At 45.1% G+C, this 13029-nt stretch carries 13 protein-coding genes; 2 read left to right on the top strand and 11 right to left on the bottom strand.

Annotation, left to right across the window (positions count from 1 at the left end; all coding sequences use genetic code 11):
• Positions 1–103 precede the first annotated feature (103 nt).
• The 10 genes from ABDV94_RS16755 to ABDV94_RS16710 all read right to left on the bottom strand — a co-directional run bounded on the left by ABDV94_RS16755 (position 104) and on the right by ABDV94_RS16710 (position 10307).
• A complete protein-coding gene (locus tag ABDV94_RS16755; protein ID WP_343748367.1) occupies positions 104–1378 on the bottom strand; it encodes a TolC family protein in 1275 nt (424 codons plus the stop codon).
• Positions 1378–2664 (bottom strand): hypothetical protein, encoded by a 1287-nt coding sequence (locus ABDV94_RS16750; RefSeq protein WP_343748366.1) that lies wholly within the window; start codon positions 2662–2664, stop codon positions 1378–1380. The genes ABDV94_RS16755 and ABDV94_RS16750 overlap by 1 nt, the downstream gene beginning before the upstream one ends.
• A 171-nt stretch (positions 2665–2835) precedes the next feature.
• Positions 2836–5043: a peptidase domain-containing ABC transporter gene (locus tag ABDV94_RS16745; RefSeq protein WP_343748365.1), complete on the bottom strand. Its 2208-nt coding sequence runs from the start codon at positions 5041–5043 to the stop codon at positions 2836–2838.
• A gap of 266 nt (positions 5044–5309) precedes the next feature.
• Positions 5310–6059, bottom strand: a complete 750-nt coding sequence (locus ABDV94_RS16740) for an OmpA family protein (protein ID WP_343748364.1) — start codon at positions 6057–6059, stop codon at positions 5310–5312.
• Complete coding sequence (gene gwsS / locus ABDV94_RS16735) at positions 6056–7138, bottom strand: grasp-with-spasm system SPASM domain peptide maturase (RefSeq protein ID WP_343748363.1); 1083 nt, start codon at positions 7136–7138, stop codon at positions 6056–6058. Before gwsS ends, ABDV94_RS16740 begins: the two co-directional genes overlap by 4 nt.
• Positions 7135–7326, bottom strand: coding sequence for a hypothetical protein (locus ABDV94_RS16730; protein ID WP_343748362.1), 192 nt, complete (start codon positions 7324–7326; stop codon positions 7135–7137). Before ABDV94_RS16730 ends, gwsS begins: the two co-directional genes overlap by 4 nt.
• 10 nt (positions 7327–7336) lie before the next feature.
• Positions 7337–8320, bottom strand: a complete 984-nt coding sequence (locus ABDV94_RS16725; protein ID WP_343748361.1) for a hypothetical protein — start codon at positions 8318–8320, stop codon at positions 7337–7339.
• Positions 8317–9216: a hypothetical protein gene (locus tag ABDV94_RS16720; RefSeq protein ID WP_343748360.1), complete on the bottom strand. Its 900-nt coding sequence runs from the start codon at positions 9214–9216 to the stop codon at positions 8317–8319. The genes ABDV94_RS16725 and ABDV94_RS16720 overlap by 4 nt, the downstream gene beginning before the upstream one ends.
• Before the next feature lie 67 nt (positions 9217–9283).
• Complete coding sequence (locus tag ABDV94_RS16715) at positions 9284–10036, bottom strand: OmpA family protein (protein ID WP_343748359.1); 753 nt, start codon at positions 10034–10036, stop codon at positions 9284–9286.
• A gap of 67 nt (positions 10037–10103) precedes the next feature.
• Entirely contained in the window at positions 10104–10307 is a 204-nt protein-coding gene (locus tag ABDV94_RS16710) for a hypothetical protein (RefSeq protein WP_343748358.1), read from the bottom strand.
• 705 nt (positions 10308–11012) lie between these two features.
• Between ABDV94_RS16710 and ABDV94_RS16705 the strand changes: the two genes are divergently transcribed.
• Together ABDV94_RS16705 and ABDV94_RS16700 are read left to right on the top strand one after the other, a co-directional pair.
• On the top strand, positions 11013–11363 hold the full coding sequence (locus ABDV94_RS16705) for a hypothetical protein (protein ID WP_343748357.1): 351 nt from the start codon (positions 11013–11015) through the stop codon (positions 11361–11363).
• Between the two features lie 217 nt (positions 11364–11580).
• Positions 11581–11916, top strand: coding sequence for a hypothetical protein (locus ABDV94_RS16700; RefSeq protein ID WP_343748356.1), 336 nt, complete (start codon positions 11581–11583; stop codon positions 11914–11916).
• 163 nt (positions 11917–12079) lie between these two features.
• Here ABDV94_RS16700 and ABDV94_RS16695 read toward each other — a convergent pair whose 3' ends face one another.
• Entirely contained in the window at positions 12080–12940 is an 861-nt protein-coding gene (locus tag ABDV94_RS16695; protein ID WP_343748355.1) for a ChaN family lipoprotein, read from the bottom strand.
• Positions 12941–13029 lie beyond the last annotated feature (89 nt).

Here is a 13029-nt window from a genome sequence, read left to right as displayed (position 1 = left end):
CGGTATTGTATCTGGTTAAAATTTAGTGACACAAAGATAAAAGAATAATCTATATTGGTTACATTTTCAACAGATTTGCATCTAAAATCCGGAACCAGACTCCTCACTCCCACAACTTCACCAACTCCAGTTCCAGACGCAATGCTTCCCATTCAGCCATTTTTTGCTGCCATTCCATCAAAGCGGTTTCGATTTCCGTGTAGCTCGCACGACCTTCTGCGTACAGCAGCAGCGTCATGGAATAAATGGCTTCGAGATTTTGAGCCGACTCCCGGATGTGATCCAGTTTAGCGGTATAATCCAGGCGTTTTTGAAAGAGTTCGGCTTGTTGTTTTTCCAGGGAAAATGTGGTCAGTTGCTGCTGAAGACTGATTTCTTCCTGGCGGATGACATTCAGCTGTTTGCTCTTAAACCATGCTCCGCGGTTAAATAAAGGCACGCTCAGATACAGACCGATTCCCTCATACAGATTTTGGTTCAACTGATCCCGGTAGGGTTTGGTGGGATTGCCGGGAAACAGGTAATCTTTGTTATTGGTAGAAAAACCGGTTCCCAAAAGACCGCTCAGAGATAAGGTCGGCAACAGCTTCGTCCGGTCGGATTTGAACTGGTCCGCTACAAGCCCCGATTCCACGGCCAGGATTTCCAGGGCGAATGATTCCGTCAACTTCAGTTTATCGAAAACTGCGGAAATAGAAGCCGGATCAAACGAATAAGCGGTCGACAAAGGCATTCCGATCAGGAAGTTGAGTTGCAGAACCTTGCGTTTCAACTCGCCCGACAAATCGCGTTTCACAACACGCGCTTCAAGCAACCCATTCCGGGTCTTCAGCGTGTCGATTTCCGTAATCCTTCCTTCATGCAGGAGCAATAACTGAAGTCGTTGAAGCTGGATGTATTTTTCGATCCGCACATCTGCCAGTTGAAGTTGGGAAGAAAGTTGACAAAGCAGGACATACAATGCCGCAACCTCTGTTTTCAATTCGTTCTTCCGGCTTTCCAGTTGAATTTCATCCAGTCGGATCGAAGAAGCAAATACTTTGCGCTTATGGAAATAATTCAACCCGTTAAACAACGTGATTCCGGAGTTCAAACCAAAAGATTGCGAATTGACAGAACTCGTGGCAAAGGTATTCGTGAACGGATCCAATCTCCGACCAAAAGAAGTAGTAAAGCCGGTATTTGCACTTAAATCCGGAAGCAGGCTCCACCAATGAAACGTACGATCCAGGTGCGAAGCACGCAGGGAAGCAGATTCGGATGCTATTTGGAGCGTGTTGTTTTCAACCCGGTTCAGGCATTCCTGAAGTGTGAGGATTTCCTGCCCGCTGACGGCGAAACAAAATCCGGCAAATACCACCCAAAGCACCTGTTTCATCACAAAAGGCCACTTAACTGTTCGAAGAAACGTTCCAGTAAACGTTTTTCCCGAATGATGATTTTCACTTTTCCTTTCAGTTGCACCCGGAATGGAAGTTGTTTCCGGTAAGTCGTTTTCAAACCGGATGGCAGATTAATTTTCACTTCATACTTTCCACCCTTGTCGATCTGAGTCAGGGAACCAACTTTTCCTTCCAGCATTCCAAATTCAGCCGCTGGAAAATCAGTCAGTTCGACAAAAGCTTTCTGACCCGGCCGCACTTTCCCCGCACCGGAACTGGCAATGCTCCCCAAAGCCGAATAACCGCTTCCTTCCGGAACAATCACCAATGATGCTTCATCGGCTTTGTAAAAACGATCTACCTGCAACACTTTGTTGAACACGATTTTTCCTTTACAGGGAGCCAGCCAGACTCCATCCTTTTCCCAGTTCTCAAACGCCTGTCTCAATGCCGATAAACTCACACGGATTTCAGCAGTTTGCTGTAGTTCCTTCAATGCTTGTTCATGCAGGATACTCAAACGATCTTTTCTCAAACTGTTCAGCGCAATCCGGTTTTGCACTGCTTGTTCTTTCATCCCGTGCACCACCTGGCCTGCTTGTGTTTCCAGACGTCTATCTTCCAAAAGGGTTTGCCCGGAAAGCGCATGTTGTGCCGCCAGGCGTTCACTTCCTTCCAGTTGTTCACGACTCAGCATATATTCTGTTTCCGACAATTGGATCTTTTTCCGGGAGATTGCTTCGAGTTGTTTCCGGAACGCAATTTCCCGTTCGATCGAAGCCAGTTCCTCCTGAAACTGATTGCCGGTATGCTCACTATTCCATGCTCCAATCTTCGAAAGCAATAAAGTCCACTGCTCCCGGAAAGTTCCCAGTTCAAGAGCGGTTTCACAAACCGGAATTTGATTTCCGAATTTCCCCTTAAATGCTTCCAATCGATCCAGATATACTGTGGCAACAGCTACATCTTCCGGCTTTGCATGACTATCAAAACGGGCGATTACTTCTCCGGCTTCCACTTCCTGGTTTTCGGAAACAACCAGTGATTTCAACTGCACATACCGTTGATTGGAAAGCTCGATCGGCGCTTTGGAACTCGTTACAACCACATCACCGGAAACTTCATCCGGGTAACGGATCAACCAGGTAAGACCGACCAGTAACACCACCACCAGCAGGAACAAAGTACTTCCCGACTGCACCACCCAAAACGGCGGCTCGGAAAGCAGCTCATTCATCGGTTCGCTCCTCAATTCAATTTGTATTTCGTCTTCTTCTGTCATGATTATGCTTCTATTTTGCTCTGAAACACTCCGTAATTCGAAGATTTTTGATTTTATAAGTAGTTCAATTAAAAATTCTTTTCAATTATCAATTGTCAATTAAAATGCTGAGCGACCTGTAGTGAGCACTTGCAATGAGCTTGTCGAATTGTGTCGAACTAAGTCGAAGTATCACTTCTCAACTTTCAATTTTTCCAACTCCAATTGATTTTTCACCAGGTTGTAATAACTGCCGCGCTGCTCGAGCAAATCGTTATGATTTCCGATCTCGATCACTTCTCCCTGGTGCATTACCACGATCTGATCGGCGTTCTTCACTGTACTCAGGCGGTGTGCGATCACCACAACCGTTCGCCCTTTGAAAAACGTATCGAGGTTTTCCATGATGATCTGTTCGTTATTAGCATCCAGCGCACTGGTGGCCTCATCAAAAAAGAGAAAATCGGGATTTTTGTAGACAGCCCGCGCAATGAACAATCGTTGTTTTTGTCCACCGCTCAAACCCATTCCATCCGCACCGATCTTCGTGTGATAACTGAGCGGCAGGGCTTCGATGAATTCGCGGATATTTGCCGTTTCAACAGCTCGTTTCAAACGTACCTTGTCAATGACCTCATCATTCACCGCAATATTTCCGGCAAGGGTATCATTGAAAATAAATCCTTCCTGCATCACCGAACCACAGTGCTTGCGCCACACCTGCTGTGTAAACAAACTCAGTTCCGTATCACCGAGTACTATTTTCCCGCTTTCCGGCTCATAAAACCGAAGCAGCAGTTTCATCAGGGTGGTTTTTCCGCTTCCACTGGCTCCTACGATAGCTGTAATCTTGTTTGCAGGAATGGTCAAACTCACCTCTCTCAAGACCCGATTGGTCATTCCCGGATAGGTAAAACTTACCCTTTCCAGGCAGAGTGTGTGATCATCGGGCAAATCCGGCAAACGATCCGAATCAGCAGGTTCTTCGTCTTCGCGCCGGTGAATTTCCGCCATGCGTTCCAGCGAAATGCGTGCATCCTGCAGGGAATAAATAAACGTCAGGAACTGGGAAACCGGGGCATTCAGTTGTCCGGTAATGTATGAAACAGAAAGCATCATTCCCAACGTCAGCTGACCATCGACGACCAGTTTTGCCGTGTAAAATCCGATTAAAATGTTCTTCAATTCATTGATAAACGACGCTCCGCTGCTTTGAATCTGCTCCAAACGCAGTCCTTTCATCCGCAATTTATATAACCGAACCTGGATCACTTCCCAACCCCAGCGTTTCCGGCGCTCTGCATGGTGCAGTTTGATTTCCTGCATTCCCATAATCAACTCCACGATCTTACCTTGTTCGGTGCTCATCTGCGTAAACCGTTTGTGATCCAGGTTCCGGCGCTTCTTCATGAAATAGGCAACCCAGAGAAAATAGAACCCCGTTCCGAGCAGGAAAATTCCAAACACCGGCAAGCTGTATAACGCAAGCACAAAACCGAAAATCAACAAGTTGAAGATGGAAAACAGCACCTGGAGCGATTGATTCGTCAGCAACTGCTCCACCCGTTCGTGATCGCCAATCCGGAGCATCAGGTCTCCGGTGAGTTTCACATCGAAAAACGCTATCGGAAGCCCCATCAACTTGATCAGGAAATCAGACACCAGCGTGATATTGATCCGGGAACTCATATAAAGCAACAACCAGTTACGGATCATTTCAATCACCGTGCGACCGATAAATACAAACAACTGACCGATCAGCACCAGGTAAAGGAAACGAATGTCTTTGTTCTGAATCCCGACATCCACCACACTCTGTGTAAGAAAAGGGAAAATCAACTGAAGTAAACTCGCCGCCAGCAATCCGGCTCCCATTTGGAACAGCAGTTTCCGGTACGGTTTCAAATAACCCAGCAGGAAGGAAAACCCGGCAGTATTTTCCGGATCATCGGATTCCTGTTCCTGCATGCGGGGTGTAGATTCCAGCAAAAGGCAGATTCCTTCTTCCGTTCGTTCACCGGCATGCTTTCCGATCCAGTTGTCCAGGAATTCGCGTTTGGTATAGGTTAAAAGTCCGTGAGCAGGATCCGCAACGTACAGTTTGTTTCTCCGGGTTTTGTACAGAACCACATAATGCTTTTTGTTCCAAAAACAAATACACGGAAGCGGAGCACTTTGAATCAAGTCTTCCAAACAAACTTTCACGCTCAGGGTTCGAAACCCGATCTTTTCCGCCGCGTGACTCATTCCGTCCAAACTACTTCCGGCACGATTCGTTCCCGACCACCTTCTCAAAACGCTCCATTCGATGGATCTTCCGTAGAACTTCGCGATCATTTTGAGACAGGACGGACCGCAGTCCATGCCGTCAGGCTGTCTGTAAAAAGGAAATTTCCGCATGGAGTTTTGTTTACGTTATCTCTTTTACCTTTGGATTCTGCAGTTTTTCTTCGCCACGGACTTCGGTGTGGGCTCAGTCGAACACTACACGCATTTTTAGCTCGCCCAATGCTGAAGCTTCAGCGCAGGCACACCGGGCCGTCAGGGAAACCCACGATGACTTGAACAAACACCACCAAGACCCTCCCTCTCATAGAGATGCATCAATCTTGAAATTTCTGGTGCTGTTTACTTTAGTTCACTATTCGGATGAAATGACATCTGCATTACTTTATGAAAACAGCTTCGACTCTTCGGTTGATTGCCTGATTTTGCGGGGATGTTTCTTCAACGAGTTTCACGGTATTGCTGAAGCCGAAACAGGTGATGCGTTTTTCATCGATTCCATTCTGAACGAGGAAACTTTTGACCCGCTTGGCCCGGTTCAATGACAATAACTGATCGGGTTCACAGCACACATGTCCGTTCAGTTTAATCTTCAGCGAATCGTCCGATTTCATGATGAAAAGCAATTTCCGCATCGATTCATACGAACCTGCCAGAACATAATCAGACGCCACCCGGAATTGAATGTTCAAATCAATCGGTTTGTTCAGTACAAAATCAGGTTCTACCTTGTAAATAAGAATGTCTACTCTCCGGAATTGATTATCATTCAGTTTTCCCTTTCCGCGTTTCTCGTTTTTATTGATACTGTCTATCGCGTAATGCTTCACATGCGAGGATTTCAGAATCGCCGCAACCGACCGCAGTCGTTTCGAAGCCAAAGTGCGGTTGGATTCTATGCTCCCGACCGAATCCGTGTACCCGATCAGAATTATTTTTCCGGAGCCTGATTGTTCCAGTTTATTTATTCGCTTGAGCAATGTGTCCGGATTTTTAACCTCCGCATTTCCCGATTCGAAGAAAACGGAAAGGGAATCAAGCCGGGTTTCTTTCAAAAGCGACTGTCCTGAAGTTTCTTTTCCCCAAAACAAAAAAGCCAGGAAAAGAAGGTAATAACATCGTGTTTTCATTCCCATAATGTCAAATTCAGTGCTGCAATCAACGCGTCATCTACCTGCATTGCTCCGTTAGTAACAACAACGCCGCACTGCGCTTCCGACAAGTAATTTTCATCCCCTTCCCACAAATTGATAAACGGGTTGTAGCCACATTTGGAAGGTTTCCCGTTTTTGAGGTCACTCACAGTAAAAGCCCGGCAGTCACTGCAAATCCATCGGAATTCACACACCGAACAAACCAGGATCTCGTCTTTCGTGAGCATCCATTTATCCTTAAACGCATCCTGTGAAAGCACTTCTTCCAGCGAAGCAACATCCAGATTACCGTATTTGGTCGTTTCAGAAGGACAATTGCAAATCAATCCATCTTTGTCGACACTTATTTTATGCGCCAGGCAGCTGTTGTAATTCCGGTTGCGGACATATCCCTCCGTGCTGATTACAAAGTAATCTACCGCTACATTGCCGCACTGTTCGTGAGATACCGATTCCTGCTGCGTAAACAACAAGTTGTAAAAATCCGTTTGAAGCTCAAATCCGGCGGTTGCATTATAAACAACCAGCGTACTTAAGCGGAAGAAACGTTCCCGCAGGTTAGAATCCAGGAATTCCTTCAACTTCGGATAAAACGGAACCGCAATCCGGAGGTATTCCACCGTAGTATTGTCCAGGTTCTTTTTCAACTCCGGAAAATGGTTTTCGAAAGACACGACATCCAAAAAACGGATTTCCAGAAACCGGGCTCCAAGTGCATCCAGCTGTTTCAAAACGGACGATACATCCCAGGAAGAATACGCATCCAATTCCAAAATGGCATTGTTGATTTTCGAATCCGGGTGATATTCCAGCGAAAGAGGAGCCAGAGATTCCCCAAGTTCCGGATCAACGAACAAACCCAACTCATTTTGAAGAATGAATTCCTCGTACTCCTTCATGCCTGCTGTCGGCGTTTCCAGGTAATCAACCAGTGAATTGGGAACCAAATAAGGCGTTCCCTTTTGCAAATCCATCAACAGGGATCGATTGTACCCTTTTACCGGAATCACATTCGGATACAATTTCAAGATCGGTGCGTTTCTGCCGTTTTTCATAGCTTTTTTGTTGGATTCACCAGTAAGGAAACCGGCAGTGCGGGCACAAGCAAATTTTCCAGCCGATCCATTTTGAGCCGTTCGATAGCGATATTCGCCCGGTCTTTTTTTGCCCGGTCTTTGGCTGTAAAGTCTGCCTTCGGATAAACCTGTGACAAGAGCGCATCTGCTGTTTCAATTCCTTCCATCGTATTTTCGTTATGCTGTTTGATTCATTAAAAAGCGGGCCACTTCGTAATCCACATTCGCATTTGCAGAGACCGAAACAGCTCCATACTGACCATTTGGGTTCACTTCCAGGAAGACATAGCGCCTGTCTGTGGTCACCACGATATCCAAAGACCCGAAATTCAAATCGAGTGTGTGCATGAGTTTTCGCACCTGCTTGTCGACGAATTCCGGAAGCGTATAATTGCAGGTTCTCATCCCCGAATCGTAACCCTGGCGATAATCCAGCAATGCTTCTTCCCTGCTTTGCGAAAAAATGGCCTGGGAAAACGTTTTTCCGTCCAGGTAGATCGTTCGGATCTCAAACTGCTTCTCCAGTTTTTCCTGGAAAATGCTCAGATCAAAATAGTCCGGGAGCACATCCAATTCGGATTCACCGACCGAAAGGGTATACCCCAGGCGGTAACTCTCAATCTCTCCCGCAGCATTGGATTGGGCATATTCATAGGGATAAGCCAGCGATTTGGTAATGACTTTTCCGCCACATGCTTCCCAAAATCCGCGCAGTTTCCGTTTCGACCCCGTGATCAGCGTTTTTGGAACGTCGATTTGCAGCAAAGTACATTGCTCCAGGAACTCCGCTTTATTGTAGTTCCCGAACCCGAATTTCCCCAGGCACTTCTGCCCATGCATACACCGCCGGATTTGTTCGCTTCGCGTTTTGATGTGTTCCCGTGAGTAGTGTTCAAGGCTCTTTTGGGAAAATATTCCGCTTCCGAAACGGCACACCTGGATATCCGTTCTGCGATACCAAACCGACTTGATCTCGTGTGCAGTGCAGACAAATTGATGATTCTTATATACCTCGTAATCAAAACAGGTCGGGCCAATCCCATATTCCAGTTCAATGAAATCGTCTTCCAGGAACACTTCGAACGGTTCTTCGTAGTAATTCAAATACGACAACACCTGGCGTGTATTCAAATCTGTCCGTTCGCTAAAAACCAGGATCATTGGAAAAAGAGCATTTTGGTTGGAATCGGGCAGTTTTTAATCAGCCCGATTTTCATCCGGTTAGCAATAATTTCGCGAATCTGTTCCGGTGTGAAATCCGTTTTCCCTGGGATGGCCAGCATTCCGTAAGGCTGCGGCAGGCGCACCATCGAATAATGACGGTCAAGCCACAGGGCGTAATGACTCGGCGGCATGCGCCCGGCGATGACTTCCTGGAGGAAAACCGGTTTCATTTCGTCGAAAAAAGATTGGTTATAGGAAGAATGAACCAGCAGGACGAACACCCTGGAAACATTGCCCGGCAAAATCCACTCTCCCGGATAACCCAGTTGGTAGATGATCCGGCGGAATTCAATCAAATTGAGCGAATCCACCCGGATAATTTCACGGTTGACGGCATTGGTATCGATCACCGAATCCGTATAGAATTTCAACCTCGGGGCCTGATCCCTGTCCAGCATGGTTTGCAAAACGGCTCCCAGCGAATCGGTATTCCTCCGGTTCAACTTTGGAAAGTTGTCATAACCCTGCTGCACGATTTTTTGTTGTTTTTTGGAATAGCCGGCATTGATACTTTCCAGGCTGATTTCCGGCATCTGATCCAGGCAGCTCAGGTCGAAGGCATAATTAGACCACGCTTTCCGCAGGCATTTTGCACTCCTGGTTTCCTTTCCCATTTGCTTATAGCAATGCGCCATGAGAATGTATTCCTCGCAATACAGTTTCCCGTATTTCCGGTTCACTTTTGACAGCTGGGTTAAACATTTCGGGTAATTCAAACTGTCAATCGCCAGGCGGTAGGCCAAATCGCAGTCCGTTTTGTAGTCGATGTGATTGATTTGAGCCGAAGCACCAAGACTTGCAACGAAGCTGAACAGGAAAAGGATCTTTTTCATTTTGAATAGTTTTACATCATTCATTTAATTTCAATCTGCACTATATGATACAAAAAAACCAAACGGGCTAGTCTTTGCTAAAGACAACTTCAACTCGGCGGTTAATGGCTTGTGCTTCCGGAGACACTTCTTCTACCAGTTTTACGCTATTACTGTATCCGAAACAAGCAATCCGTTTCTCATCAATGCCATTTTTGACCAGAAAACTCTTTACCCGCTTTGCCCTGTTTAGGGATAATAACTGATCGGGTGCACAACACACATGTCCGTTCAACCGGATCTTCAATGACGGATCCAGTTTCATGACGCTCAGCAACTCTTTCATCGATTCAAAAGAACTTGCAAGCACATAATCCCCTCCTCCCTGGAATTGAATGTTCAACCGGACAGTTTTATCCAAAACAAAGTTTGGTTCCACCTGGTATACGATCACATCAACCCGCCTGAAATAATCACCGCTTACCATTCCCTTATCTTTGCTTTCATTCAGATTCAGACTATCTATCAGGTAATCTTTCAACGCGGATGTTTCCAGTATTTTCAATACGGACAGAATCCTGCGGGAAGCCAATGCCCGGTTTGATTCCTGGCTTCCAACCGAGTCCGTATAACCGATCAGCATAATTTTTCCAAGGGCCTGTTTTTCAATCCCGTTTATTTTTGAAAGGAGTAACTGCGGTTTTTTAATGGTATAATTCCCCGTTTCAAAGAAAACGGAAATAGAGTCCTGTCGGGTTTCTTTCAACAGGGACTGGCCATATACGGCACATCCTGATAAAGACATCACCACTAAAAGAAGTTGGTTTAATTGCGAACGCATTATGTTGTCATATGTGTTTTTAAGTAACCCTGCCTCCGAAACCGGAGACAGGGAGATGGATATGACCCTACAGGTAATCTGTACCCTGAGTCCCTGCCGGCTTGTTTGGCGGATTGTAAGTTGTAGCAGCTGTATCACCATCCTGTCCGCCACGTCCGTCATAACGGGTCATATAAGCAGCGCTGTAAGTGGTTTGACCACCGAACACGCTTCCGAGGCTTTGAGAGTCGAACTTCTTCGATTTCAACGACTCCATATTTTTAGTTGCCATAAGCAAAAATTTAATTGTGATGCCTACTCTGTTTTTCAAATCTTCGCACCCGCATTTTCGGCAGCCTGCATGTGCAAAGGGAGCTGCATTCCGAGAGCCCGGTAATCTGCCGGAATGCATGGAAATGTACCGGCACTTCCATTTCTGCTGTGTCTATTTTTTTCTTCTTTCGCTGAAAATTGTTTCAGTGAATTGGTCCTTCAACTCAATGTAAGGCACACGTGGGGCTCTGTCTGCATGAAGCAGCTTTATTCGTACTGGCCGATCCGAATCGGAACTTGCCAAAACAAGCATCCGGATCACTGCACATTCACGGGAAAAGTATGTTCTCAAATAAGAACCTAACTATTCACACCTCTTCCCGATCCATATCGTCGTAGTATCTGGTGCAAATGTAAAAAAATTTCTCATAATTGCGCATTTTTGTGCAATTATTTTTCAAAAATGATCACAAACCAGCAAATACAGCACAAAACAACTGATTCACATCTACATACAAGAACCACCCAGCAAACAAGACAAGCAGTCATTTCAAAAAACAGCGCTACAACTGAAAGATATTGAATTCGAAAGAAAAATTCCAATTTTCCCAAACCCCTTCCCACATGTGATAAAAACAAAGAACACCTCTCCGAAATACCGATAAGGAAAGTTACAAAAAATCATTCTCTTTTATGTGTAATTATTGGTAAATATATTACTCGTATGGGTGAGGAATTTTACCCCATGCAGCACCGTGGAGAAATAGCAGAACAAGCAATCAGACAAAGTGGATTCCCGATCACTGTTATTGCCAAAAGACTAGGCAAGAGCAGGAGATGGATGTATTTGATGTTCGACAACCCGCAGGTTGATATCGACACCATCCTGGCGATCGGCAGAATTATCCACCATGACTTTTCATCAGAGATCAAGGAACTGAACACGATTAATCATTCGGTTTTAATTGATCCCCGTGACAAGTACAACGACCAGTCAAAAGAATACTGGAAGAATAAGTACCTCAAACTACTGGAGGATTACAATGAACTATTGAAGAAAGTGAATAAAGAGTGATTCTTTTAATTACGAATGCCGAATTCCTAATTACGAATGACTTTGTCTTTGATAACAATCAATTCATAATTCGGCATTTGTAATTACCTGTGCTCAGATTTGAAAAAAATCCGGCTACTTCTTAGTTCCTGAAAACGTTGATTTTCAACACCAATTTCTCTCTATCGTGTAATTATTGGTAAAAATACTACCCATCCGGGTAAAGATTTTTACATCCATGCAGCACCGTGGAGAAATTGTAGAACAAGTAATCAGGCAAAGTGGGTTTCCCATTACGATCATTGCCCAAAAACTCGGCAAAAGCCGCCGATGGATGTATTTGATGTTTGACAACCCGCAAGTGGACATCGAAACCATCCTGGCAATCGGGAAAATTATCCACCACGACTTTTCGGCAGAAATCAAGGAATTGAACGCCCTTACTCCGAATTCGTTTGAAGATCCGGAAAACCCGTACAACAACGAATCGAAAGAGTACTGGAAAAACAAGTACCTGAAACTGCTGGAAGATTACAACGAGCTGTTGAAGCAGGTTAATGAAATGAAGAAATAATTTTCGAAATTAAATTGATAATGGAGAATTGACAATTGAGAAGCTGGCAAGGAATCCAGAGACAAGAGTCATGACCAATTCAACGCTTATTGTCTTGACTCCCGAAGTCCTGACTCTCTAATAACTCCCTGCCTTTTCAATTTTACATTTTCAATGGTCAATTCTAATGCGTAGATGTCATCGTCTCGTTCACCACAATGATGAAATCCGCACGATTCAAGTGTTCTTTCTGTAGCTTTCGCACGTCTTTCTGAGAAACGGTAGTGATCGTTCCAACCTTTGTTCCCGGAGCATATCGCTGCACATACCACATAATTCCCTGGTGGTAATCGGAATGGAAAGCGCCGTTGAGGAAATAGACCATCTGGCTTTTCTTTAACTGCTGCACGATCGAATACCCCATCGTTGCGTCTTTGATTGCCTGCGCCAGCGCAAAATTCATTCCCGAAGCATGCATTTCTTTTCCCATATTGATCAATTCAACGTATTGTGAAAGTGTAGAATCAAAGGGGAAAGGAAGCGGAGCCATCCATTTTTTCTCGTTTTCAGGAAGTGAATCCAGGGCTGCCAATCCTTTTTTAAAGATCAAACTCGCATATTTCCGGGTTACATTTGCCGCAAAAGGAACGTTCCCGAATGAAATAGCAGAATCCAATACCGGTTTATAATCTGTTTTGAAATTGGTCCACAACTCAGTAGAATCTTTGAGCGCCTTGTATGATTTTCCGGAGACGTATTTTTCCAGCGCTTTCTCCTGGTGCAGTTCGAACATTTCAAAACCTACCGCCAGTTGATTGCCCTTCACTTTTTTATTGAGTTGCAGCAACACATTCAGTTCCATCCAGTGGGAAATGGGATTGTCGTGAAACTCACCGAACAACACCACCTGGTTGACAGAAACAGCAGACATCATTTTTCCGAAAGACACTTCTTTTCCTTTGGCATCAAAAATGCGGAAAGCTTCCAATTCCTGCGCATAAGCACGGGAGCATAACACTAAAAGACCGAATACAAGATATTTCATGCGCCAAAGATAGGAACTTTGAAAACTTCGATCCTAACTGTTTTTTAGTATGACCAGTTCAACAATACCCTGCACAGGGTAAAAAACCA

Source organism: Fluviicola sp. (assembly GCF_039596355.1).
In the GTDB taxonomy this organism is placed as follows: Bacteria; Bacteroidota; Bacteroidia; order Flavobacteriales_D; family Crocinitomicaceae; genus Fluviicola.
This window is presented reverse-complemented; position numbering and strand designations above follow the sequence as displayed.

Excerpts from the sequence above, each read along its gene's own strand:
- ABDV94_RS16755 (WP_343748367.1), bottom strand. The coding sequence starts at position 1,378 with ATGAAACAGGTGCTTTGGGTGGTATTTGCCGGATTTTGTTTCGCCGTC.
- ABDV94_RS16750 (WP_343748366.1), bottom strand. The coding sequence starts at position 2,664 with ATGACAGAAGAAGACGAAATACAAATTGAATTGAGGAGCGAACCGATG.
- ABDV94_RS16745 (WP_343748365.1), bottom strand. The coding sequence starts at position 5,043 with ATGCGGAAATTTCCTTTTTACAGACAGCCTGACGGCATGGACTGCGGT.
- ABDV94_RS16740 (WP_343748364.1), bottom strand. The coding sequence starts at position 6,059 with ATGAAAACACGATGTTATTACCTTCTTTTCCTGGCTTTTTTGTTTTGG.
- gwsS (WP_343748363.1), bottom strand. The coding sequence starts at position 7,138 with ATGAAAAACGGCAGAAACGCACCGATCTTGAAATTGTATCCGAATGTG.
- ABDV94_RS16730 (WP_343748362.1), bottom strand. The coding sequence starts at position 7,326 with ATGGAAGGAATTGAAACAGCAGATGCGCTCTTGTCACAGGTTTATCCG.
- ABDV94_RS16725 (WP_343748361.1), bottom strand. The coding sequence starts at position 8,320 with ATGATCCTGGTTTTTAGCGAACGGACAGATTTGAATACACGCCAGGTG.
- ABDV94_RS16720 (WP_343748360.1), bottom strand. The coding sequence starts at position 9,216 with ATGAAAAAGATCCTTTTCCTGTTCAGCTTCGTTGCAAGTCTTGGTGCT.
- ABDV94_RS16715 (WP_343748359.1), bottom strand. The coding sequence starts at position 10,036 with ATGCGTTCGCAATTAAACCAACTTCTTTTAGTGGTGATGTCTTTATCA.
- ABDV94_RS16710 (WP_343748358.1), bottom strand. The coding sequence starts at position 10,307 with ATGGCAACTAAAAATATGGAGTCGTTGAAATCGAAGAAGTTCGACTCT.
- ABDV94_RS16705 (WP_343748357.1), top strand. The coding sequence starts at position 11,013 with ATGGGTGAGGAATTTTACCCCATGCAGCACCGTGGAGAAATAGCAGAA.
- ABDV94_RS16700 (WP_343748356.1), top strand. The coding sequence starts at position 11,581 with ATGCAGCACCGTGGAGAAATTGTAGAACAAGTAATCAGGCAAAGTGGG.
- ABDV94_RS16695 (WP_343748355.1), bottom strand. The coding sequence starts at position 12,940 with ATGAAATATCTTGTATTCGGTCTTTTAGTGTTATGCTCCCGTGCTTAT.